This is a genomic window from Streptomyces sp. NPDC085596 (assembly GCF_044541565.1).
GTDB lineage: Bacteria > Actinomycetota > Actinomycetes > Streptomycetales > Streptomycetaceae > Streptomyces.
The window spans coordinates 176,921-199,031 of sequence record NZ_JBITTC010000009.1 but is presented as its reverse complement, the minus strand read 5'-3'; the positions used below and the strand labels follow the sequence as shown (position 1 = coordinate 199,031).

The following is a 22,111-nucleotide window of genomic DNA, read 5'->3' as shown; positions in this document are numbered from 1 at the left end:
AGGAAAACGCTCCGGAGACTGTACGGAGTCGACGGCCCGGTTTCCTTCCGGTCCTTCGTATGGTCACTACATGACCGTTTTGGAAGAGACGACGGGTGAGCCGGCGGACGCGCGCGGGCGGGTCGCCGAGCTGCACGTGATCCGTGCGCAGGCCCTGGCGGGCCCCAGCGAGAAGGCGACCGAGGCACAGCACGCCAAGGGCAAGCTGACCGCCCGGGAGCGCATCGAGCTGCTCCTCGACCCGGACTCCTTCCAGGAGGTCGAGCAGCTGCGCCGGCACCGCGCGACCGGCTTCGGCCTGGAGGCCAAGAAGCCGTACACCGACGGTGTCATCACCGGCTGGGGCACGGTGGAGGGCCGCACGGTCTTCGTCTACGCCCACGACTTCCGCATCTTCGGCGGCGCGCTGGGCGAGGCCCACGCCACCAAGATCCACAAGATCATGGACATGGCCATCGCGGCCGGTGCCCCGCTGGTCTCGCTGAACGACGGCGCCGGCGCCCGTATCCAGGAGGGCGTCTCCGCGCTCGCCGGCTACGGCGGCATCTTCCAGCGCAACACCAGGGCGTCCGGCGTGATCCCGCAGATCTCCGTGATGCTCGGCCCGTGCGCGGGCGGCGCGGCCTACAGCCCCGCCCTCACCGACTTCGTCTTCATGGTCCGCGAGACCTCGCAGATGTTCATCACCGGCCCGGACGTCGTCAAGGCGGTCACCGGCGAGGAGATCACCCAGAACGGCCTGGGCGGCGCGGACGTGCACGCCGAGACCTCCGGCGTCAGCCACTTCGCGTACGACGACGAGGAGACCTGCATCGCGGAGGTGCGCTACCTCCTCTCGATGCTCCCGCAGAACAACCGCGAGAACCCCCCGCGCGTGGAGTCCTCCGACCCCGCCGACCGCCGCGGCGACATCCTGCTCGACCTGGTCCCGGCCGACGGCAACCGGCCCTACGACATGACCAAGGTCATCGAGGAGCTCGTCGACGACGGCGACTACCTCGAGGTCCACGAGCGCTGGGCCCGCAACATCATCTGCGCCCTGGGCCGCCTCGACGGCCAGGTGGTCGGCATCATCGCCAACCAGCCCCAGGTGCTGGCCGGCGTGCTGGACATCGAGGCCAGCGAAAAAGCTGCGCGCTTCGTGCAGATGTGTGACGCTTTCAATATCCCGATCATCACGCTCCTGGACGTGCCGGGCTTCCTGCCCGGCGTCGACCAGGAGCACGGCGGAATCATCCGCCACGGCGCGAAGCTGCTGTACGCCTACTGCAACGCGACCGTGCCGAGGATTTCGCTCATCCTGCGCAAGGCGTACGGCGGTGCGTACATCGTGATGGACAGCCAGTCCATCGGCGCCGACCTCACCTACGCCTGGCCCACCAACGAGATCGCCGTGATGGGTGCCGAGGGCGCGGCCAACGTCATCTTCCGCCGCCAGATCGCCGACGCCGAGGACCCCGAGGCGATGCGGCAGAAGATGGTCAAGGAGTACAAGGCCGAGCTGATGCACCCGTACTACGCGGCGGAGCGCGGCCTGGTCGACGACGTGATCGACCCCGCGCAGACCCGCGAGGTGCTGATCAGGTCCCTGTCGATGCTGCAGTCCAAGCACGCCGACCTGCCCTCCCGCAAGCACGGCAACCCCCCGCAGTGACCGAGACCTCGGAGACCATCGCCATGACCACTCCTGACATCCGCGTCGAGAAGGGCCACGCCGACCCCGAAGAGGTCGCCGCCATCACCGCGGTCCTCCTCGCCCGCGCCGCCGCCCGCCCCGCCGCTCCGACCCACCGCCCCCGCCCCCGAGCGGGCTGGCGCCGCCTGGAACGCGAGGGCGGCTTCCGAGCCCCGCACAGCTGGCACTGAGCCCCACAGCACCCCACAGGGCCCCGTCTCTCCTCCCGGAGCGGCGGGGCCCTGTCGCTGTCGGGTACCTGGTATGCCGAAGGCCCCCGGACCGCTTGCGCGGCGGGGGCCTTCGGCAATGGGCGGAAGCGGTTACCGCAGCCGGGCCATCAGGGCGTGCTCGACCAGGGTGATCAGCGCGCTCTTGGCGTCCGCGCGGTGGCGGGCGTCCGTGGTGATGATGGGGGCGTCCGGGCCGATCTGGAGGGCCTCGCGGACCTCGTCGGGGTTGTACGGCTGGTTGCCGTCGAAGCCGTTGAGGGCGATGACGAACGGCAGGCCCGAGTTCTCGAAGTAGTCGACCGCGGGGAAGCAGTCGGCCAGACGCCGGGTGTCGACCAGCACCACCGCGCCGATGGCGCCGCGGACGAGGTCGTCCCACATGAACCAGAAGCGGTCCTGTCCGGGCGTACCGAAGAGGTACAGGATCAGGTCCTGGTCCAGGGTGATACGGCCGAAGTCCATGGCCACCGTGGTGGTGGTCTTGTCCCCGGTGTGGGTGAGGTCGTCGATGCCCGCGGAGGCGGACGTCATGACGGCCTCGGTGCGCAGCGGGTTGATCTCCGAGACGGCGCCCACGAACGTGGTCTTGCCCACGCCGAAGCCGCCGGCCACCACGATCTTCGCGGAGGTGGTGGAGCGGGAAGGCCCTCCGCTAGAGCTTGCGAAGTCCACTGAGCACCCTTTCGAGCAATGTCACGGCTGGCTGGCCTCCGGCGTTCTCGTCGCCGCCGGGCTGATGGATGGCGACCAGGCCCGCCTCCGCCAAGTCGGCGACGAGAATCCTGGCCACGCCGAGGGGGATCGTCAGAAGGGCCGAGATCTCGGCCACCGACTTGATCTCCCGGCACAGGTTGCAGATCCGCTGATGCTCGGGCAACTGGCCCTGCATCTGGTGCGGAGCTGCGGTGGTGTGCACCAGCGCCTCGATGGCGAGCTGGTAGCGCGGGCGCGTCCGGCCGCCGGTCATGGCATACGGACGCACCAAGGGGTTGGACGCGGCGGGGGCCGCTGAGGGCTCGGAGCGGCGCGGGGGCTGCACCGGCTGGATGCGCGGGCCCGACGGCTGGTCGTACCCGCCAGGGCCGGGGCCCTGTGGCGCGTACGGCTGCCGGTGGTCGGGGGTGGAGGGAACGCCGTACCGGTTCGCCGAACCGCCGTCCTGTCCCTGTGCGGGACCGTACGACCAGTTACCCGTAGACGAACCGCCTGGGGGTGTTGCCACTTTCTCCTCCTCCGACTGTGCCGGGCATCCATCGCTGTGGAGCCGCGTCCCAAGACCTTACGGCCCCGGGACGCGAACGCGCACCGTCCGCTTGTTAGTTGAGAAGGCTGCCCTGGAGCTCCGCACGAAGGTCCGGAGTGAGGACCGTGCCCGCGCGGTCCACCAGAAGGGCCATCTCGTACCCGATGAGGCCGATGTCCGCCTCCGGGTGGGCCAGAACCGCCAGCGAAGAACCGTCGGATACGGACATGATGAAGAGGAATCCCCGCTCCATCTCCACAACCGTCTGGTTCACGCTGCCCCCCTCGAAGATGCGGGAGGCGCCTGCCGTCAGGGACGTCAGACCGGATGCGACGGCCGCGAGCTGGTCGGCGCGGTCGCGGGGGAAGCCTTCGGACATCGCCAGAAGGAGTCCGTCGGCGGAGACCACCACGGTGTGGGACACACCCGGAGTGTTGTCCACGAAGTTGGTGATCAACCAGTTAAGGTTCTGTGCCGCCTGGCTCATCGGGCTCACACTAACGCTCCTGGTCGTAGGTGCTGTCAGGACCACCGTGCTGATTGGTGGTGGCCTGGCCGTTCGTTTCACTGCCTGCGCTGCGTCCGCGCTGGACGCCTCGACGCAGATTGCTCAGCCTGCCCCGGACATCCTCCGGGGCGCGGGAGACCTGTGGGCCCCCCTGAGGGGTGCTCTCGGCGGTGCCCTCGACCAGGTTGGCCTTGGGTACCCGCCGCGGCAGGCCGGAGGAAGTGACCCCGCCCGCCTTGGGTTTGCGGAGCGCCGACGCCTGCTGCCAGCGCTCGTCGTTGGCCGAACGCCAGTCGTCGGGGCCGTTGCCGTTGCCGCCGCCCGCCGCCGGGGCCGAAGCCTCCTGGCGGCCGTGCGGAGCGCCGTTCGCGCCACCGGAGCCGTTCAGCCCGCCCGAACCGTTCAGTCCGTGAGAACCGTTCAGTCCGCCCGGACCACTCAGTCCGCCCGAACCATTCAGTCCGTTCGAAGCGAGACCGCTCGAACCCAGTCCGCTCGGACCGTTCACGTTCAGTCCGGTGGAACCGCCCATCGGGGCCGAACCGTTCGAACCGCCCCGGCGGGGCAGGCCCGAGTGGGTCGTTCCGCCCGCGGCGGGACCGGCCGGGGCCGGCCGCTCGAAGCCGCCGTGGCCGCCGGGGCCGCGCTCACCGGGCTCGGCGGGCTGCGCCGGCTCCGGGTCCGCGGCGTACTGGGCCGGGTAGCCGTTCTGGTAACCGTTCTGCTGGGGCCAGTCGTCCTGGAAGGACTGCCCCTCGTACGAGCCGCCGAAGGCGTCGGCCGCGGGAGTGTTCTGGCCCTGCTCGGGGTAACCGGACTGCGGGTAGCCGCCGTTCGGGGCGAAACCGTCGTTCTGCGGCAGAGCGGCGTCCTGCGCGAAGTACTGCTCGTCGTACGCCGGCTGCTGCTGCTCCTGGTACGCCTGCTGCTCCTGGAACGCACCGGCCGGCTGCTGCTGCTCGGGGAAGGCCGCGCCGTCGCCGGCGTAGCCGCCGGCCGGGTCGAACCCGTCCTGGTAGCCGGGCTGTCCGCCCTCGGCCTCACCGTGCGTCTGGGCCTCCAGGGCCGCACGGCGCTCGTCGCGCACCAGGGAGCGGCCCACGGGGTCCAGACCACTGATGTCGTCGGGGACCTCGGTGTAGCGGCTGTCGTCGAAGCCCAGCTCCGCCGCCGTACGCATCGGCTGTGCCTGCGGCTGTGCCTGTGCCTGCGGCTGGGGGCTGAAGCTCTCACCGCCGAACTGCTGCTCCGGGATGATCTGCGAGACCGTGAACTCCTCGCGGTCCAGCTGGGTCTCGCCGCCACCACCGTGGGTGATCGCGTCGGGCAGCATGACCAGGGAGGTCGTACCGGCCTGCTCGCCCGAGGGACGCAGCTGGACGCGGATGCCGTGCCGGTCGGACAGCCGGCCGACCACGAACAGACCCATGCGCTGGGAGATCGCGGCGTCCACGGTCGGCGGGTTGGCCAGCTTGTGGTTGATGTCCGCGAAGTCCTCGGCGGTGAGGCCGATGCCCTTGTCGTGGATCTCGATCATGACGCGGCCGTCGGGAAGACGGGTCGCGGTGACGCGGACCTTGGTCTGCGGGGAGGAGAACGTGGTGGCGTTCTCCAGCAGCTCGGCGAGCAGGTGCACGAGGTCGGTGACCGCGCGGCCGTGGATCTCGGCCTCCGGGACGCCGGACAGCTCGACGCGCTCGTACTGCTCCACCTCGGAGGAGGCGGCGCGCAGGACGTCGACCAGCGGGACCGGCTGGTCCCAGCGGCGGCCGGGCTCCTCGCCGGCGAGGACCAGGAGGTTCTCACCGTTGCGGCGCATACGGGTCGCGAGGTGGTCCAGCTTGAAGAGGTTCTCCAGCTGGTCCGGGTCGGCCTCGTTGTTCTCCAGGTCGGTGATCAGGGTCAGCTGGCCCTCGATCAGCGACTGGTTGCGGCGCGACAGGTTGGTGAAGATCGCGTTGATGTTGCCCCGCAGCAGCGCCTGCTCGGAGGCGAGCCGCACCGCCTCGCGGTGGACCTGGTCGAAGGCGCGGGCGACCTCGCCGATCTCGTCCTTGGTGTGGATCGGGATCGGGGCCACTCGGGTGTCGACCCGGCCGGGGTCGGTACGGGAGAGCTGGTCGACCAGCATCGGCAGCCGCTGCTCGGCGATGCTGAAGGCGGCGTTGCGCAGCTGGCGCATCGCGCGGCTCATCTGGCGGGCGACCGTACCGGCCAGGATGAAGGCCAGCAGCAGGACCAGGACGACGGCCACACCGGTGATGATCGCGGAGGTCTTGGCGTCGTCGGCGATGCCGGACGCCTCGCTCACCGCCTTGTCGGCCATGTCCGACTCGATGGAGCCGTACGCCTTGAACTTCAGGGTGTTGACCGCCCACCAGTTGGCGGGGGTGATGCCCTGTACGGCGAGCTGCTGACGCTCCAGCGGGTCGGTGGAGTTCAGCTGGGCCAGCGCCACGACCATCTTCTGCGGGTCGGACGGCGGCGCCTTGTAGGACGGGTCCTTCGACTTGGCCTCGGCGACCAGCGCGGCACCCTGGTTCTGGATGTCCCGCTTCTCCTGCTCCAGCCGGTCCGCGTCGGCCTGGGTGCCACCGCCGAGGTACTCCTCGACGGCGATGCCCTCCAGGTAGGCGTAGGAGGAGAGGGCCACGCGCTGGCTCGCCAGGTTCGGCGCGTCCGGGCCGGGCTTGATCAGCATGTGCATACCGATCGAGCGCTCCAGCGACAGCGCGGCCTTGGTCAGCGAGATGGCGTAGACGGTACGTCCGTAGGACGTGATGTTTCCGGTGCCCAGGCCCAGCTCGTTGGCGAACTCCATGAGCGGGTGGGCGACCTTGATGTAGCCCTCCTCGGTCTGCACGCCGGTGAACTTCGGGCCGTAGGCGCCCGCGCGCAGCGTCTGGAGGAAGGGCTCGGTCTCGCGGAACAGCTTGAGCCTGCGCTCCAGGCCGGGCTTGGCCGGCATGTTCTGCGCGGCCTGGCTGAAGGCGGCGGCGGCCTGGTCGGTGTTCTTGCGGGCCGCGTCGACCGTGGCCTTGTCCTGGGCCGTGGCCGCCCTGCCCTTGAGCAGGGGGGCGGCGCTGAGGTCACGCTCGTTGTAGAGCGCGTCGGCGTAGGACAGGGACGTCTGTACCAGGATCGCGGTGTTCTCCGCGTCCTCGGCGTCCTGCCAGGTGTCGATCGAGTTCTTCACCTGGAAGCCGCCCATGACGAGGGCGACCAGCACAGGTATGAGCAGGATCGCGTTCAGCCTGGTCGGCACACGCCAGTTGCGCGGGGAGAAGCGGCCCCCGCTGGACGCGGGAGCGGCCTCCGGCTCCGGTCCGGCCACCGCTGGGGTGGGCGCCGCAGCGCGCGGCGGCGGGGTGAAGTTGCCCCGTGCCGACGGCTCGGGACCGTTCTTGCTTCGCCTCACTCGACCAACAACCTCTCGGCGGGTCGGCACCTGTCGTGCCGCAGTCTCTCAGAGCCCGGTTCCTCTTCGACCACTCAGTACGTCTTTGACCCCTGGGCAGTTCAGGCATTCCAGCACGTCGAGCTGGGCAGTAACAAACGGGGGCGGTGCCGTTGTAAGCCGTAGATAAAACGGGTCATTACCGAGCGAGCCCCGCAAAAGGCAAGTGCCTTGTGAGCGCAGCGGTACCGGCCGACCGCGTCGCGTGGCGAAGCGCGGGATTTCCTCTGCCGAACTGTTATGAACACCGGAGCCGACCGTGTCAAAGGCCACAGCCGGCTCCAGGTGCGCTACGGCAACTGCCTTACGGCAGATCCGACTTGAGTGCCACTCGACCCCTACCGCAGGCGGGCCATCAGGGCGTGCTCGACCAGGGTGATCAGCGCGCTCTTGGCGTCCGAGCGGTGCCGGGCGTCGGTCGTGATGATCGGAGCGTCGGGACCGATCTGGAGGGCCTCGCGGACCTCGTCGGGGTTGTAGGGCTGCTGGCCGTCGAAGCCGTTGAGGGCGACGACGAACGGCAGACCGGAGTTCTCGAAGTAGTCCACGGCCGGGAAGCAGTCCGCGAGCCGGCGCGTGTCCACGAGCACCACCGCGCCGATGGCGCCGCGGACGAGGTCGTCCCACATGAACCAGAAGCGGTCCTGTCCGGGTGTACCGAAGAGGTACAGGATCAGGTCCTGGTCCAGGGTGATGCGGCCGAAGTCCATGGCCACCGTGGTGGTGGTCTTGTCCCCGGTGTGGGTGAGGTCGTCGATGCCCGCGGAGGCGGACGTCATGACGGCCTCGGTGCGCAGCGGGTTGATCTCCGAGACGGCGCCCACGAACGTGGTCTTGCCCACGCCGAAGCCGCCGGCCACCACGATCTTGGCGGAGGTCGTGGCCCGCCCCGAGTCAGAGCTTGCGAAGTCCACTGAGCACCCTTTCGAGCAGCGTCACATCGGGAGCGCCGCCGTTGTTCTCGTCGCCGCCCGGCTGGTGAACGGCGACCATGCCGGCCTCGGCGAGGTCGGCCACCAGAATGCGGGCCACGCCCAGGGGCATGGCCAGGAGCGCGGAAACCTCCGCGACCGACTTGACCTCCCGGCAGAGGTGGCAGATGCGCTGGTGCTCCGGGAGCATTCCCATCAGCGCTGCCGGGTCGGCCGTGGTGCTGATCAGCGCCTCGATGGCGAGCTGGTAGCGCGGCCGGGTCCGGCCACCGGTCATCGCGTACGGACGTACCAGTGGCTGGTCGCCCTCATCGCCGTACGGTTCCGCGTACGGATCATGAGAGGCGTTGGGCGGGGTCATGAATCCTCCGGGCGGGACAGCAAGTTGGTCAGTCGTGCCGTCTGACAGGGGCCGGTGGGGGGATTGTGGCGGCCGGACGGTTGTTTCGTGTGGTGGGTGGTGCCGGGGTGGGTCAGTGGAGCAGACTGCCTTGTAGTTCGGCGCGCAGGTCCGGGGTGAGTACCGCACCCGCGCGGTCGACGAGGAGGGTCATCTCGTAGCCGACCAGGCCGATGTCGCACTCGGGGTGGGCGAGTACCGCGAGGGACGACCCGTCCGAGACGGACATGAGGAACAGGAAGCCGCGTTCCATCTCGACGACGGTCTGCGCCACGCTGCCACCCTCGAAGATCCGGGATGCCCCGGCCGTGAGAGAGGTCAGCCCGGACGCGACCGCCGCCAGCTGGTCCGCGCGGTCCCTGGGGAACCCTTCGGACATCGCCAGCAGAAGGCCGTCGGCGGAGACCACCACCGTGTGCGACACCCCTGGGGTGTTGTCCACGAAGTTGGTGATCAACCAGTTCAGGTTCTGTGCCGCCTGGCTCATCGGACTCAACTAACGCTCCTGCTGGTGAGTGGGGCTCGGGAAGCTGCCGGTCTGGCCGCCCCCGGCCTGACGGCCCTGAGCGATACCCCGACGAAGATTGGTCAGCCGGCCGCGTACGTCGTCAGGCGCACGGGAGACCTGCGGACCGCTGTGGTGCTGTTGCTGCTGTGCCGTGCCCGGGACGAGGTTCGCCTTGGGCACACGGCGCGGCAGACCGGAGGTGGTGACACCGCCCGCCGCGGGCTGTCGTACGCGCTCCGCCTGCCGGACGAGTTCGTCGTTCGGGGAGGTGCGCCACGAGCCGGTGGTGGACTGCGACTGCTGCGGGGCGGGCGTGGGGGCCTGCGCCTGCGGCTGCTGAGGGGCGGCCGGAGCGGACTCCGACTGCTGCTGTTGCTGTTCCTGCTGGAACCAGTTGGTCTCCAGCGTGTCGTACAGCGGGGTACGGCCGTCACCGGCGTTGCCGGCCGGGGCCGGGGGCAGCGCCCAGTTGTCGGCCTGCGCCTGACGCGCCGGTCGCTGCGGGGCGGCGGGCCGCTGCTGCTCGAACTGGCCGGTGTGGGCCGGGTTCTGAGCGGGCTGGTTCTGGTTCTGGGCGGCCTGGTTGCCGTTCTGATGCAGCGCCGGGCGGGCGGGCAGCGCGTGCTGGCCGGTGTTGCCGCCCTGGTACGCGTCGTAACCCTGCTGGACCGGGAACTGGCCGGTGTTCTGCGGCGCCTGCTGAGCCTGCTGGCCCTGCGGTCCGCCGAACAGGTCGGGACGGCTGTACTCGTCGCCGCCCTGCTGCCGGCCGTAGCCGCCTCCCTGCTGGGCACCGGGCTGCTGGTACTGGCCCATGCCCTGCGGGTCGTTGGTGCCCGGACGCTGGAACTGGCCCGTGTGCTGGGCCCCGTTCGCGCCGGGGCGGGCGAACTGCCCGGTGTGCTGCTGCTGGTCGCCCGCGCCGTACAGGTCCTGACGGGGGAAGCCGCCGGTGGCGGACGGGTCGTGCGCGTCGATGCGGGGCATCTCCGCGGTGCCGCCCATGCCCTGACGGTCGTCGACGCGCGGCATGCGCGAGGTCTGCGACGGGTCCTGCTCGTCGTGGCCGCGCGGCACGTCCAGCGAGGCACGCGACTGCGGGTTCCCGCCCGGGAGTTCGGCACGCGGGCCGCCACGCGGCGGCAGCTGCGGCTGGCGCCCCTGCTCGGCACCGGCACCGCCGCGCTGCGGTTGCTGCTGCGCGGGGCCGCGGCCGCCGAAGGCGTCCTGCTGAGGGCCACCGGCGCCACCGGGGCCGGCGGTGTGCATGCCCTGCGGGGCACCCTGGCCGGCGCCCGCGGGGGCGGGGCGGTTCTGCTGGAAGGCACCGGGACCCTGCGGACCGCGGGCGCCGCCGGGGCCACCGGGGCCGCCGGGACGGCCGCCGTTCTGGCCGGCGCCGGGAAGCGCGGCACGCGGACCCTGGCCGGAGCCGACCTGGCCGCGCTGGCCGGGGCCGCCCGTCAGGCGTCCGCCACCGGCCGGGGCGCCGCCGAGGGCACCGCCGGCGCCGCCGCCGCCGTTGTTGTTGCGGCGGGCCGCCGCGGCACCGGCCGCGGCCTGCGCGGCGGCGGGACCGCCACCGGAGCCGGGACCGCCGGCCTTGCCCGGAACGGGCTTCTTGCCGCCCTGGGCGACATCGACGGGCAGCATGACCAGCGCGGTCGTACCACCGGAGTCGGACGGGCGGAGCTGGATGCGGATGCCGTGACGCTGCGACAGACGGCCGACCACGAACAGACCCATGCGGCGCGAGACCGACACGTCCACGGTGGGCGGCGCGGCGAGGCGCTCGTTGATCGCGGCCAGGTCCTCGGGGGAGAGGCCGATACCGGTGTCGTGGATCTCGATCAGCACCCGCCCGTCGGGCAGCGCGTGACCGGTGACCTTGACCTTGGTCTGCGGGGAGGAGAACGAGGTCGCGTTCTCCAGCAGCTCGGCGAGCAGGTGCACGAGGTCGTTGACGACGCGGCCGGCGACCTCGGTGCTGGGCACCGACGCCAGCTCGATGCGCTCGTACTGCTCCACCTCGGAGGCGGCGGCGCGGAGCACGTCGACCAGCGGGACCGGACGGGTCCAGCGTCGGCCGGGCTCCTCACCGGCGAGGACGAGGAGGTTCTCGCCGTTACGGCGCATGCGGGTGGCGAGGTGGTCGAGCTTGAACAGCGAGGACAGCTGGTCCGGGTCGGCCTCGCGGGACTCCAGCTCGGAGATGAGCGAGAGCTGACGCTGGATCAGGCCCTGGGAGCGGCGCGAGAGGTTGGTGAACATCGCGTTGACGTTGCCTCGCAGCAGCGCCTGCTCGGCGGCCAGACGGACCGCCTCGTGGTGCACCTCGTCGAAGGCCGCGGCCACCTGGCCGATCTCGTCCCGCGAGTGCACACCGACCGACTCCACGGACGTGTCCACGTCCTGCGGGTCGGACTCGGAGAGCTGCTTGACCAGCTCGGGCAGACGGTCCTGGGCGACCTTGGTGGCGGTGTCCTGGAGGCGGCGCAGCGAGCGGATCATGGACCGGGCCACGACGAACGCGCCGACCAGCGAGACGCCGAGCACGAGCAGGATCAGCACACCCGAGATGATCGCCTCCTGCTCGGAGGTCGCCTTCAGCTCGCGGGCCTTCTGCTCCATGCTGTCGAGCAGCTCGTGCTCGATCTTCTTCATCTGCTGGATCTTGGTGGAGCTGTCGTCCACCCAGTCCAGGTACGAGCGCGCCGGCTGTCCCGCCAGGCCGTCGCGGGACTCGAAGACCCGCTTGGCGTAGAGGTCGGCCGCCTGGATCGTCGGGTTGTTCTCGTCGATGGGCTTGAGGATCTCCTCGGCGCCCTGGCTCGCGTAGACCTTGCGGAAGATGTTGAGCTCGGAGCCCTCGCTGTCGTACGCGGCCTCGCCGTAGAGGCGGTCGTTGGTCGACAGATCGCCCTTGGTGGCGTTGCTCGCGGGCAGGGCGGCCGCGATGACGGCTCGCTGCACCGACGCGTACTCCTTGGCCGTGGAGAACGCGGCCAGGGCGCGGGTGCGCTGGATCATCTCGGGGTTGCTGGACGCCTCGGCCATGTCCTGGGAGAGGTCGATCAGCTGGGTGATCAGCCGGTGGTACGCCTCGACGGTCTGGGTCGAGTTGCCCTCGGAGGTGTACGCGTCCCGGCGGATCTTGCCGAGTGCGTCCAGCTGGGAGACCAGGCCGACCAGGGTGTCACGGACGCCCTGGAGGTTGCCGTTCTTGCTCGCCGCGTCGATGTCCTCGGCGGAGTCCTCGAAGGTCTTCTTCGCGTTGTCCGTCTTGTCGCGGAAGCCCTTGACCGTGTAGTCGGACGACTTGAGACCGTGCGCCAGGGGACCGGCGGACTGGTCGCGCTCCTCCTGGAGGGCGGCGGCCAGCTCGGTCGCGCGCTGGGTCATCTCGGTCAGCAGCTTCATGTTGTCGAGCTGCTTGATGTCGTCCATCGAGTCGCCGATGCGCAGACCACCGAGCGTGGTGGCCGCGACCACCGGCAGCGCCAGCAGCGACACCAGGCGCGTGGAGATGCGCCAGTTGCGCAGCGCCATCCGGGAGCCGGTGCTGGGCGTGCTCCTGGCGGACTTCGCGGTGGGCGTCGCGGTCAAGGAACCGGACGCGCCCGCCTGGGCGGACGCACCGGGGTGTCCCGCGCGCTCGCCGCTGTCGCCGGACGGTGCCTTGCCGGCGCTCTGGGCGTGCTGGTGCGAGGAGCTGCCGGCCATGGGGGCAGTCCCGCCGTGCGGCTTCGGCTCGGCCGAAGCGCTGCCATCCCTCTTGAAACGTCCCTGCACTAGCGTCGCAACCTCTGGACCAGGCGCCCCTCCGGATGAACGGCGGGACACGGTGTCGGCGTCATGAAGGGCGCCCTGAATACGCCCCCCGTGTGGTCTTGAGTGACCGGCGCTGGATTCCCCCTGTCTCACCGCCACTCGGCGCGGCGTCGCGCCCCCTGCGCCGGCTCGATCCTGCGGCGGTCCGTGGCATTCCAGCACAGTGCCGGATCTCCAACAAGGGACGCACCCCGAGCTGTGACCTACGTGACGGGGTGTGATCCGGAGATCACGACGGGTGGAGGTGGATCACCCGTATAGGCGGGCAATTCCGGCGAGTCGATCGCCTGTGCGGGCTACCCGGGCGGTGTCCCAGTCGCCATGATCAGGAGCGGAATGATGGGTTCAGGTGGCCAATGTCCGTTTCGTTGCGAGGAATCGGGGGTCCGGATTGGCCGTTTTGTGTGGCAGGTAGTGAGCAAACTCACACAGTGATCATGAGTGGTTCACGTCCGTGACGGGGATTCGCATGTTTAGCCTGACGCTTTACAGGATGAGCGGCTCTGCCCATTCCCACCCGACACGAGGCCACAGGACGACAACGGTGAAGACGACGATGATGTTCCAGACGACGGCGAACCCGCGGCGCACGACGCTGGCACACCTCACGGACGTCGGCGAACTGCAGATCGCCGAGCTGCCCGAGCACCCCGCCGACCTCCCCGACCGGACCGCCAACCCCCGGCGCACCATCCTGATGGAGCTCCCGGCCTCCGTCGTGGTCGAGGCCGGCGTCTGACCGCACCAGGCCCGCACGAGCGCGGCCCGGCGGACCGTCCACCCGTGACGGCCCACCGGGCCGCGCTCGCTTTTTTCCCGCCCCTCACCGGATTTACGGGAGCGCGATATCCCGCTGTCCGCAAATCCCTCCCGGTGCTCACCGCGACGCCGAGCCGATTTACCCGGACCGGCCGGCGGCAATACGCGTGAATACGCGGCCCCGCCCGCCGCCCCGCCGCGCGGGCACCCGGCCACCGCCCCCGTGGCGCCCGCCCGAGGGCCCCGGATATCCGGAATTAATCCCGCCCTCTATCCCGCGCCGGATAACCGCCGCCCGCCCCACCGGCCGAACGCCGGACGCGTGGACCGGTTAACCTGGGACGTCAGTACGCCGGTTCTCAGTGAGAGGCGCCAGAATCCCGTGCGCATCGCCAGGTTCTCCATCGACGGGAACGTAGCCTTCGGCGCGGTCGAGGGCGACAAGCAGGACGAGCTCGTCCTCGACATCATCAAGGGCATCCCCTTCGCCGACCACGAGCTGTCCGGCACCAAGGTGCCCCTCAGCAAGGTCAGGCTGCTCCCGCCGGTGCTCCCCAACAAGGTCGTGGCCTTCGGCCGCAACTACGCCGAGCACGCCAGGGAACTGGGCAGCGAGGTGCCCGACGTCCCGTTCGCCTTCTTCAAGCCCTCCACCTCGGTGATCGGCCCCGGCGACGAGATCCAGTACCCGCCGTTCACCAAGGAACTGCACTACGAGGCCGAGCTGGCCGTCGTCATCGGCCGCATGTGCCGCGAGGTCCCGCGCGAGCGCGTCAAGGACGTCATCCTCGGCTACACCTGCGCCAACGACGTCACCGCCCGCGATGTGCAGCGCACCGAGAAGCAGTGGGCACGCGCCAAGGGCTTCGACACGTCCTGCCCGCTCGGCCCCTGGGTGGAGACGGACATCGACCTCGCCCGCGCGAACGACCTCACCGTCCAGCTCACCCTCAACGGCGAACAGCGCCAGCTCGGGCGCACCAGCGAGATGGTCCGCCCCATCGAGGACCTGATCGTCAACATCTCCGAGGCCATGACGTTGCTCCCCGGCGACGTCATCCTCACCGGCACCCCCGCGGGTGTCGGCTCCATGAGCGTCGGCGACGAGGTCGCCGTCACCATCGAAGGCATCGGCACTCTCACCAACAAGGTTGTCAAGCGTGGCTAGCGCACCCGTACGCGTCCGTTTCTGCCCCTCGCCCACCGGTAACCCCCACGTGGGCCTGGTGCGCACCGCCCTGTTCAACTGGGCGTTCGCCCGCCACAACGAGGGCACCCTGGTCTTCCGGATCGAGGACACCGACGCGGCCCGCGACTCCGAGGAGTCGTACGACCAGCTGCTGGAAGCGATGCGCTGGCTCGGCTTCGACTGGGACGAGGGCCCGGAGGTCGGCGGCCCGCACGCGCCGTACCGCCAGTCGCAGCGGATGGACATCTACAAGGACGTCGCGCAGAAGCTCCTGGACGGCGGCTACGCCTACCGCTGCTACTGCTCCCAGGACGAGCTGGACACCCGCCGCGAGGCCGCCCGCGCCGCCGGCAAGCCCTCCGGCTACGACGGCCACTGCCGCGAGCTCAGCGCCGAGCAGGTCGAGGAGTACAAGGCGCAGGGCCGCGAGCCGATCGTCCGCTTCCGGATGCCGGACGAGGCGATCACCTTCGACGACCTGGTGCGCGGCGAGATCACGTACCTCCCGGAGAACGTCCCGGACTACGGCATCGTGCGCGCCAACGGCGCCCCGCTGTACACCCTGGTCAACCCGGTCGACGACGCGCTGATGGACATCACCCACGTCCTGCGTGGCGAGGACCTGCTCTCCTCCACCCCGCGCCAGATCGCCCTGTACAAGGCGCTGATGGAGCTGGGCATCGCCCAGCGGATTCCGGCCTTCGGCCACCTGCCGTACGTGATGGGCGAGGGCAACAAGAAGCTCTCCAAGCGCGACCCGCAGGCATCGCTCAACCTCTACCGCGAGCGCGGCTTCCTGCCCGAGGGTCTGCTCAACTACCTCTCCCTGCTGGGCTGGTCGCTCTCGGCGGACCAGGACATCTTCTCCATCGGGGAGATGGTCGCCGCCTTCGAGATCTCGGACGTGAACCCCAACCCGGCGCGCTTCGACCTGAAGAAGTGCGAGGCGATCAACGCCGACCACATCCGCATGCTCGACGTGAAGGACTTCACCGAGCGCTGCGACCCGTGGCTGAAGGCCCCGTTCGCCCCCTGGGCGCCGGAGGACTTCGACGAGGCCAAGTGGCAGGCGATCGCCCCGCACGCCCAGACCCGCCTGAAGGTGCTCTCCGAGATCACCGACAACGTCGACTTCCTGTTCCTGCCCGAGCCGGTCCTCGACGAGGCCGCCTGGACCAAGGCCATGAAGGAAGGCTCGGACGCGCTGCTGCGCACCGCCCGGGAGAAGCTTCAGTCCGCCGACTGGACCTCGGCCGAATCCCTCAAGGAGGCCGTCCTGGCCGCCGGCGAGGCCCACGGCCTCAAGCTCGGCAAGGCCCAGGCCCCGGTCCGGGTGGCCGTGACCGGCCGCACGGTCGGCCTTCCCCTGTTCGAGTCCCTGGAGGTACTCGGCAAGGAGAAGACCCTGACCCGCATCGACGCGGCGCTGGCGAAGCTCGCGGCGTAACGAACGCCACACCGCCAGGGGCGGCATCCGGCCACCGGATGCCGCCCCTCGGCGTTGCGGGCCGCTGCCGCCGGGCCGCCCGCCCGTTACCGTCGGCCCATGAGCATCCGAGCCGTGGTCTGGGACGTGGACGACACCCTTTTCGACTACACCACCGCCGACCGTGAGGGCATACGGGCGCACCTCCTGGCGGAGGGGCTGCTTGCCCGGTTCTCCACGCCGGAGCAGGCGCTCGCGCTGTGGCGGGCGGCCACCGAGACGCACTGGGCGCGGCACGCGGCCGGGGAGGCCACGTTCGAGGGGCAGCGGCTGGACCGGGTACGGGCTTTCCTGGAAGCGGAACTGACCGACGCCGAGGCCGAAGAATGGTTTCTGCGCTACGTCGGTCACTACCAGGCCGCCTGGCGCGTCTTCCCGGACGTGCTGCCCGCCCTGGACGCCCTCCCCGAGCACCGGCACGCGGTGCTGTCCAACTCCAGCCTGACCGTGCAGGAGCACAAGCTGCGCGCCCTGGGCCTGCGCGACCGGTTCGAGAGCGTGCTGTGCGCCGTCGAGCTGGGTGTCTCCAAGCCGGCCGCCGGTGCCTTCCTGGCCGCCTGCGAGGGGCTGGGGCTGCCCCCGCACGAGGTGGCCTACGTCGGCGATCACCCGGAGATCGACGGGCGGGGCGCGGCGGAGGCCGGGATGATGTCCGTGTGGATCGACCGGGGCGGCCCGCACCCGAAGGCGGCCGGTGCGGCCCTGGCGCACCGGATCACCACCCTCGCCGAACTCCCGGCGCTGGTCCGCTCGGATACCCGTTTTGGAGCCCCGTCCACCTTCGGGTAATGTTCTTCCTGCGCCGAGGGAAACGGGACGAAAGCCCGGGCCCCAGGCGCATCTGCTAGAACAAGATCCCTTCGCTGGGCTTGCGTTCCAGTGGCCTATGGTGTAATTGGCAGCACGACTGATTCTGGTTCAGTTAGTCTTGGTTCGAGTCCAGGTAGGCCAGCTCGCAGAGCTCATCTGCACCCGCGGATCATATCCGCGAGCCCCCGTTGTGTAGCGGCCTAGCACGCCGCCCTCTCAAGGCGGTAGCGCCGGTTCGAATCCGGTCGGGGGTACTGGTTCCGATCACTCGGAATCGCTAGGGCCCCCGTTGTGTAGCGGCCTAGCACGCCGCCCTCTCAAGGCGGTAGCGCCGGTTCGAATCCGGTCGGGGGTACTGACTGGTCTAAACCATCATTGGTCTATGGTGTAATTGGCAGCACGGCTGATTCTGGTTCAGTTAGTCTTGGTTCGAGTCCAGGTAGACCAGCTCGGACCTGCGGAAACGCAGTGTCCAGGCCCCCGTTGTGTAGCGGCCTAGCACGCCGCCCTCTCAAGGCGGTAGCGCCGGTTCGAATCCGGTCGGGGGTACAGAAGAAGGCTCCTCGCGCAAGCGAGGGGCCTTCTGTGTTTTCCGGGTGTTCCGGCCCGCACAGTGCCAACAGCCGTCCGGTGGGGCGCCGTTGAGACACGTACCCCAGCAGTCGGGCGGGAGCGGGCCGCGGCGTTGGGGCCCGCTCCCGCCCGGTGGAAGCGTGGAGCGACGAGAACGGTCGGGGAAGCGGCTCAGCCGGAGCGGCGCAGCGCCTCGGACAGCCGGCCCGCCGCGTCGATCACTGCCTGGGCGTGCATCCGGCCCGGATGCCGGGTCAGCCGCTCGATCGGTCCGGAGACCGAGACGGCGGCCACCACGCGGTTGGACGGCCCGCGCACCGGCGCCGAGACCGAGGCCACGCCCGGCTCCCGCTCGCCGATGGACTGCGCCCAGCCCCGGCGGCGCACCCCCGACAGCGCCGTCGCCGTGAAGCGCGCACCCTGCAGACCCCGGTGCAGCCGCTCCGGCTCCTCCCAGGCCATCAGGATCTGCGCCGAGGAGCCCGCCTTCATCGTGAGCGTCGAGCCCACCGGCACCGTGTCCCGCAGTCCGGACAGCCGCTCGGCGGCCGCCACACAGATCCGCATGTCGCCCTGGCGCCGGTAGAGCTGCGCGCTCTCGCCCGTCACGTCCCGCAGATGCGTGAGCACCGGGCCGGCCGTCGCCAGCAGACGGTCCTCGCCGGCCGCCGCGGCCAGCTCCGACAGGCGCGGGCCCAGGATGAACCGGCCCTGCATGTCGCGCGCCACCAGCCGGTGGTGTTCCAGAGCCACGGCCAGCCGATGGGCCGTGGGTCGTGCCAGTCCGGTGGCCCCGACCAGACCCGCGAGGGTGGCCGGACCGGACTCCAGAGCGCTCAGGACAAGGGCCGCCTTGTCCAGAACGCCGACGCCGCTACTGTTGTCCATGCAACGATACTCCCGTCTCACTCTGTGAAACGCAAGTTCAATTTTCTCCGGAACGCGCCACCCTTGAAGCACACGGCGGCCCGCGTACGGCGGGCCCGGTGCCGGACGCCCGTATGCCCTTGAAGTCACGGCGCGGGCGTCGCTTCCTCAGGATCTAGATGTGTCGGCGAGAGCGTGGCCGGCCGGAGGGAAAGCGATGGGTAGGACACTCGCGGAGAAGGTCTGGGACGACCATGTCGTCCGGCGCGCCGAGGGCGAGCCCGACCTCCTCTACATCGATCTGCACCTGCTGCACGAGGTGACCAGCCCGCAGGCGTTCGACGGCCTCCGCAAGGGCAACCGCGCGGTGCGCCGCCTCGACCTCACCATCGCCACCGAGGACCACAACACCCCGACGCTGGACATCGACAAGCCCATCGCCGACCCCGTCTCCCGCGCCCAGCTGGAGACCCTGCGCAAGAACTGCGCCGAGTTCGGCGTCCGGCTGCACCCGCTCGGCGACGTCGAGCAGGGCGTCGTCCATGTGGTCGGCCCGCAGCTGGGCCTCACCCAGCCCGGCACCACCGTGGTCTGCGGCGACTCCCACACCTCCACGCACGGCGCGTTCGGCGCGCTCGCCTTCGGCATCGGTACCTCCCAGGTCGAGCACGTGCTGGCCACCCAGACGCTGCCGATGACCCGCCCGAAGACCATGGCCATCACCGTCGAGGGCGAACTGCCCGAGGGCGTCTCCGCCAAGGACCTGATCCTGACGATCATCGCCCGCATCGGTACCGGCGGCGGCCAGGGCTACGTCCTGGAGTACCGCGGCTCCGCCATCGAGAAGCTGTCGATGGAGGCGCGGATGACCATCTGCAACATGTCCATCGAGGCCGGCGCCCGCGCGGGCATGATCGCCCCCGACGAGACCACCTTCGCCTATCTCCAGGGCCGCTCGCACGCCCCCGAGGGCGCCGACTGGGACGCGGCGGTGGAGTACTGGAAGACGCTGCGCACCGATGACGACGCCGTCTTCGACGCCGAGGTCGTCATCGACGCCGCCGGACTCTCCCCGTTCGTCACCTGGGGCACCAACCCCGGCCAGGGAGCGCCCCTTTCGGCAACCGTCCCCGACCCGGCTTCGTACGAAGACGCATCGGAGCGGTACGCCGCCGAAAAGGCCCTGGAATACATGGGGTTGACCGCCGGGCAGCCGCTGCGCGACATCCGGGTCGACACCGTCTTCGTAGGCTCCTGCACCAACGGCCGCATCGAGGACCTGCGCTCCGTCGCCGAGATCCTCCGGAGCCGCAAAGTCGCCGACGGCGTACGGATGCTGGTCGTCCCCGGCTCCGCGCGGGTCGGTCTCCAGGCCGTCTCCGAGGGGCTGGACGTGGTCTTCAAGGAGGCCGGCGCCGAATGGCGGTACGCGGGCTGCTCGATGTGCCTGGGCATGAACCCCGACCAGCTCGCGCCGGGGGAGCGCTCCGCCTCCACCTCCAACCGCAACTTCGAGGGCAGGCAGGGCAAGGGCGGCCGTACGCACCTGGTGTCGCCGCAGGTCGCCGCCGCCACCGCCGTCCTCGGTCATCTCGGCTCGCCCGCCGACCTGTCCGACACCCATGTGCCCGCTGGAGTGCGATAACGATGGAAGCCTTCACCACCCACACCGGCCGGGCCGTGCCGCTGCGCCGCGGCAACGTCGACACCGACCAGATCATCCCCGCCCACTGGCTCAAGAAGGTCACCCGCGACGGCTTCGAGGACGGGCTCTTCGAGGCGTGGCGCAAGGACGAGACCTTCGTGCTCAACCGGCCCGAGCGGCAGGGCGCCACGGTCCTGGTCGCCGGTCCCGACTTCGGCACCGGCTCCTCCCGCGAGCACGCGGTCTGGGCCCTGCAGAACTACGGCTTCAAGGCCGTGATCTCCGCCCGCTTCGCGGATATCTTCCGGGGCAACTCGCTGAAGAACGGCCTGCTCACGGTGGTACTGGAGCAGAAGATCGTGGACGCGCTGTGGGAGCTGACCGAGCAGGACCCCACCGCCGCCGTCACCGTCGACCTGGAGCACCGCGAGGTGCGCGCCGAGGGCGTCACCGCCCCCTTCGAGCTGGACGAGAACTCCCGCTGGCGGCTGCTGAACGGCCTGGACGACATCTCCCTCACCCTCCGCGACGAGGACGACATCGCCGCCTACGAGAGCGGACGCCCCGCACACAAGCCCCGGACGCTGCGAAGCTGATCCGAGTCCGCTTGGACGGATAAGGTTTCGGCCACCTCGACGGCCGCCGCGTACCCCCGATCGCCACGATTGGGGGTACGTCCATGTCCGGGCTCGGACGCCTCCCGGCGCACTGCGATCGAGGCCCAACTCCCCTTCAGCTGGCAGAAGTTGCAGGTCCGGGCGCCCTGTGCCGGCGCCCCCGCCGAGGGCCCCGAAACGGCGCGCGGAGGCGGCAGTTGCCCCCTGCGCAGGCGACAACTCGCCCCAGATGGCACAATCTGTGCATGGAACACGACGGCCAACTCCAGCTCTATGCGGCCGTCGCGGACCAACTCAAACAAGCGCACGCAATCGTGCGCGCACTGCAAGTCCCGGAGGGCGTACGGATGGCGCTGACCCGGAAGCTGCTGGTCATTACGGCCGTGGCCAAACACGATCTCGCCGGTGCGGCTAGGCGTCTCGAACGTTTCATGGCGGACCTCGAAGCGGGCCGGATGCCCGAAGAGGACCACTGAAACAGTCCGAGACCGCCGAATCCGATGCGGCACAAGGGTGAGAAGCCCGTTTCGTGTTTGATTTGCGGTATATATCTGCCTAACGTGCGAAAAAGCTTGAACACTTTCGTTCTGGCGAGGTCTCCGAAGGGGAAGACGTGAACAAGGCGCAGCTCGTAGAAGCGATTGCCGACAAGATGGGCGGCCGCCAGCAGGCCGCCGATGCTGTCGACGCGGTCCTGGACGCCATCGTCCGCTCCGTTGTCGCGGGCGACCGGGTCTCGGTCACCGGCTTCGGGTCCTTCGAGAAGGTGGACCGCCCCGCCCGCTACGCCCGTAACCCCCAGACGGGCGAGCGGGTTCGGGTCAAGAAGACCTCGGTCCCGCGCTTCCGTGCCGGCCAGGGTTTCAAGGACCTGGTGAGCGGTTCGAAGAAGCTTCCCCGTGGTGGCGAGGTCTCCGTGAAGAAGGCGCCCAAGGGCAGCCTGACCGGCGGCGCTTCCGCGACCGTGAAGAAGGCCGCGGCCAAGAAGGCCACCAAGGCCGCCGCGAAGAAGACCACCGCCAAGAAGGCGGCGCCGGCGAAGAAGACCACGGCCGCCGCCGCCAAGAAGGCCACGGCGAAGAAGGCCCCCGCCAAGAAGGCCACCGGCACCACCGCGGCCGCGAAGAAGACCACCGCCAAGAAGGCGACGGCCAAGAAGGCCCCCGCGAAGAAGGTCACCGCCAAGAAGGCGCCCGCCAAGAAGTCGACGGCACGCAAGACCACCGCCAAGAAGACCACCGCCCGCTAGAGGCACGGCCTTCGACGGCCCCCGGTCCCCAAGGGCACACACGCGCCGGGCCGGACTCCTCCGAGGAGTCCGGCCCGCGGTGCGTTCAAAAAGCCGCTCAGCGCCTGTTCAGTGCCCGTTCAGCGCCTG

The 22,111-nt window shown here is 70.1% G+C and carries 19 protein-coding genes and 5 tRNA genes; 15 read left to right on the top strand and 9 right to left on the bottom strand.

The features are described 5' to 3' along the window. The first annotated feature begins 70 nt into the window (after positions 1-70). Both ACIGA3_RS25120 and ACIGA3_RS25115 read left to right on the top strand, forming a co-directional pair. On the top strand, positions 71-1,654 hold the full coding sequence (locus ACIGA3_RS25120; protein WP_399719700.1) for an acyl-CoA carboxylase subunit beta: 1,584 nt from the start codon (positions 71-73) through the stop codon (positions 1,652-1,654). Between the two features lie 23 nt (positions 1,655-1,677). Further along, entirely contained in the window at positions 1,678-1,866 is a 189-nt protein-coding gene (locus tag ACIGA3_RS25115) for an acyl-CoA carboxylase subunit epsilon (RefSeq protein WP_399719914.1), read from the top strand. A 132-nt stretch (positions 1,867-1,998) separates the two neighbouring features. Here the strand turns inward: ACIGA3_RS25115 and ACIGA3_RS25110 are convergent, their stop codons facing one another. The 8 genes from ACIGA3_RS25110 to ACIGA3_RS25075 form a co-directional block, all read right to left on the bottom strand. Next, positions 1,999-2,580: an ATP/GTP-binding protein gene (locus tag ACIGA3_RS25110; RefSeq protein WP_388994994.1), complete on the bottom strand. Its 582-nt coding sequence runs from the start codon at positions 2,578-2,580 to the stop codon at positions 1,999-2,001. Then, positions 2,561-3,130: a DUF742 domain-containing protein gene (locus ACIGA3_RS25105; RefSeq protein ID WP_399719697.1), complete on the bottom strand. Its 570-nt coding sequence runs from the start codon at positions 3,128-3,130 to the stop codon at positions 2,561-2,563. Before ACIGA3_RS25105 ends, ACIGA3_RS25110 begins: the two co-directional genes overlap by 20 nt. A gap of 94 nt (positions 3,131-3,224) precedes the next feature. Next, entirely contained in the window at positions 3,225-3,638 is a 414-nt protein-coding gene (locus tag ACIGA3_RS25100; RefSeq protein ID WP_005479603.1) for a roadblock/LC7 domain-containing protein, read from the bottom strand. A 10-nt stretch (positions 3,639-3,648) separates the two neighbouring features. Further along, entirely contained in the window at positions 3,649-7,077 is a 3,429-nt protein-coding gene (locus tag ACIGA3_RS25095; protein WP_399719695.1) for a nitrate- and nitrite sensing domain-containing protein, read from the bottom strand. Between the two features lie 377 nt (positions 7,078-7,454). Then, positions 7,455-8,030 (bottom strand): ATP/GTP-binding protein, encoded by a 576-nt coding sequence (locus ACIGA3_RS25090; RefSeq protein WP_030808427.1) that lies wholly within the window; start codon positions 8,028-8,030, stop codon positions 7,455-7,457. Continuing rightward, positions 8,011-8,409: a DUF742 domain-containing protein gene (locus ACIGA3_RS25085; RefSeq protein ID WP_030808431.1), complete on the bottom strand. Its 399-nt coding sequence runs from the start codon at positions 8,407-8,409 to the stop codon at positions 8,011-8,013. The genes ACIGA3_RS25090 and ACIGA3_RS25085 overlap by 20 nt, the downstream gene beginning before the upstream one ends. A gap of 112 nt (positions 8,410-8,521) precedes the next feature. Then, positions 8,522-8,935, bottom strand: a complete 414-nt coding sequence (locus ACIGA3_RS25080; RefSeq protein WP_020128762.1) for a roadblock/LC7 domain-containing protein — start codon at positions 8,933-8,935, stop codon at positions 8,522-8,524. 9 nt (positions 8,936-8,944) lie between these two features. After that, complete coding sequence (locus tag ACIGA3_RS25075) at positions 8,945-12,748, bottom strand: nitrate- and nitrite sensing domain-containing protein (RefSeq protein WP_399719691.1); 3,804 nt, start codon at positions 12,746-12,748, stop codon at positions 8,945-8,947. A 583-nt stretch (positions 12,749-13,331) separates the two neighbouring features. Here ACIGA3_RS25075 and ACIGA3_RS25070 point away from each other — a divergent pair. From ACIGA3_RS25070 to ACIGA3_RS25030, 9 genes are all read left to right on the top strand, one after another. Then, entirely contained in the window at positions 13,332-13,526 is a 195-nt protein-coding gene (locus tag ACIGA3_RS25070) for a hypothetical protein (protein ID WP_399719688.1), read from the top strand. 402 nt (positions 13,527-13,928) lie between these two features. Then, the gene (locus ACIGA3_RS25065) at positions 13,929-14,714 is read left to right on the top strand and encodes a fumarylacetoacetate hydrolase family protein (RefSeq protein WP_399719685.1); all 786 of its coding nucleotides are present in this window, start codon (positions 13,929-13,931) and stop codon (positions 14,712-14,714) included. Next, on the top strand, positions 14,698-16,182 hold the full coding sequence (gene gltX / locus ACIGA3_RS25060) for a glutamate--tRNA ligase (protein WP_399719683.1): 1,485 nt from the start codon (positions 14,698-14,700) through the stop codon (positions 16,180-16,182). Before ACIGA3_RS25065 ends, gltX begins: the two co-directional genes overlap by 17 nt. A gap of 99 nt (positions 16,183-16,281) precedes the next feature. Beyond that, positions 16,282-17,010, top strand: a complete 729-nt coding sequence (locus ACIGA3_RS25055) for an HAD family hydrolase (RefSeq protein ID WP_399719681.1) — start codon at positions 16,282-16,284, stop codon at positions 17,008-17,010. A 91-nt stretch (positions 17,011-17,101) separates the two neighbouring features. After that, positions 17,102-17,173 (top strand) — tRNA-Gln (locus tag ACIGA3_RS25050). Positions 17,174-17,212: 39 nt separating this feature from the next. Then, a tRNA-Glu gene (locus tag ACIGA3_RS25045) sits at positions 17,213-17,285 on the top strand. Between the two features lie 28 nt (positions 17,286-17,313). Further along, positions 17,314-17,386, top strand: a tRNA-Glu gene (locus tag ACIGA3_RS25040). A gap of 21 nt (positions 17,387-17,407) precedes the next feature. Beyond that, a tRNA-Gln gene (locus tag ACIGA3_RS25035) sits at positions 17,408-17,479 on the top strand. 28 nt (positions 17,480-17,507) lie between these two features. Continuing rightward, positions 17,508-17,580 (top strand) — tRNA-Glu (locus tag ACIGA3_RS25030). A gap of 195 nt (positions 17,581-17,775) precedes the next feature. Here ACIGA3_RS25030 and ndgR read toward each other — a convergent pair. Next, positions 17,776-18,492, bottom strand: coding sequence for an IclR family transcriptional regulator NdgR (gene ndgR, locus ACIGA3_RS25025; protein WP_135784271.1), 717 nt, complete (start codon positions 18,490-18,492; stop codon positions 17,776-17,778). Positions 18,493-18,688: 196 nt separating this feature from the next. Between ndgR and leuC the strand changes: the two genes are divergently transcribed. The 4 genes from leuC (at position 18,689) to ACIGA3_RS25005 (ending at position 21,982) form a co-directional block, all read left to right on the top strand. Further along, entirely contained in the window at positions 18,689-20,116 is a 1,428-nt protein-coding gene (gene leuC, locus ACIGA3_RS25020; RefSeq protein WP_399719678.1) for a 3-isopropylmalate dehydratase large subunit, read from the top strand. A gap of 2 nt (positions 20,117-20,118) precedes the next feature. Beyond that, a complete protein-coding gene (gene leuD, locus ACIGA3_RS25015) occupies positions 20,119-20,712 on the top strand; it encodes a 3-isopropylmalate dehydratase small subunit (protein ID WP_399719676.1) in 594 nt (197 codons plus the stop codon). 266 nt (positions 20,713-20,978) lie between these two features. After that, entirely contained in the window at positions 20,979-21,209 is a 231-nt protein-coding gene (locus ACIGA3_RS25010; RefSeq protein ID WP_399719673.1) for a hypothetical protein, read from the top strand. Between the two features lie 137 nt (positions 21,210-21,346). Beyond that, the gene (locus ACIGA3_RS25005; RefSeq protein WP_399719671.1) at positions 21,347-21,982 is read left to right on the top strand and encodes an HU family DNA-binding protein; all 636 of its coding nucleotides are present in this window, start codon (positions 21,347-21,349) and stop codon (positions 21,980-21,982) included. Positions 21,983-22,111 lie beyond the last annotated feature (129 nt).

Excerpts from the sequence above, each read along its gene's own strand:
- ACIGA3_RS25120 (WP_399719700.1), top strand. The coding sequence starts at position 71 with ATGACCGTTTTGGAAGAGACGACGGGTGAGCCGGCGGACGCGCGCGGG.
- ACIGA3_RS25115 (WP_399719914.1), top strand. The coding sequence starts at position 1,678 with ATGACCACTCCTGACATCCGCGTCGAGAAGGGCCACGCCGACCCCGAA.
- ACIGA3_RS25100 (WP_005479603.1), bottom strand. The coding sequence starts at position 3,638 with ATGAGCCAGGCGGCACAGAACCTTAACTGGTTGATCACCAACTTCGTG.
- ACIGA3_RS25085 (WP_030808431.1), bottom strand. The coding sequence starts at position 8,409 with ATGACCCCGCCCAACGCCTCTCATGATCCGTACGCGGAACCGTACGGC.
- ACIGA3_RS25080 (WP_020128762.1), bottom strand. The coding sequence starts at position 8,935 with ATGAGCCAGGCGGCACAGAACCTGAACTGGTTGATCACCAACTTCGTG.
- ACIGA3_RS25055 (WP_399719681.1), top strand. The coding sequence starts at position 16,282 with ATGAGCATCCGAGCCGTGGTCTGGGACGTGGACGACACCCTTTTCGAC.
- ndgR (WP_135784271.1), bottom strand. The coding sequence starts at position 18,492 with ATGGACAACAGTAGCGGCGTCGGCGTTCTGGACAAGGCGGCCCTTGTC.
- leuC (WP_399719678.1), top strand. The coding sequence starts at position 18,689 with ATGGGTAGGACACTCGCGGAGAAGGTCTGGGACGACCATGTCGTCCGG.
- leuD (WP_399719676.1), top strand. The coding sequence starts at position 20,119 with ATGGAAGCCTTCACCACCCACACCGGCCGGGCCGTGCCGCTGCGCCGC.
- ACIGA3_RS25010 (WP_399719673.1), top strand. The coding sequence starts at position 20,979 with ATGGAACACGACGGCCAACTCCAGCTCTATGCGGCCGTCGCGGACCAA.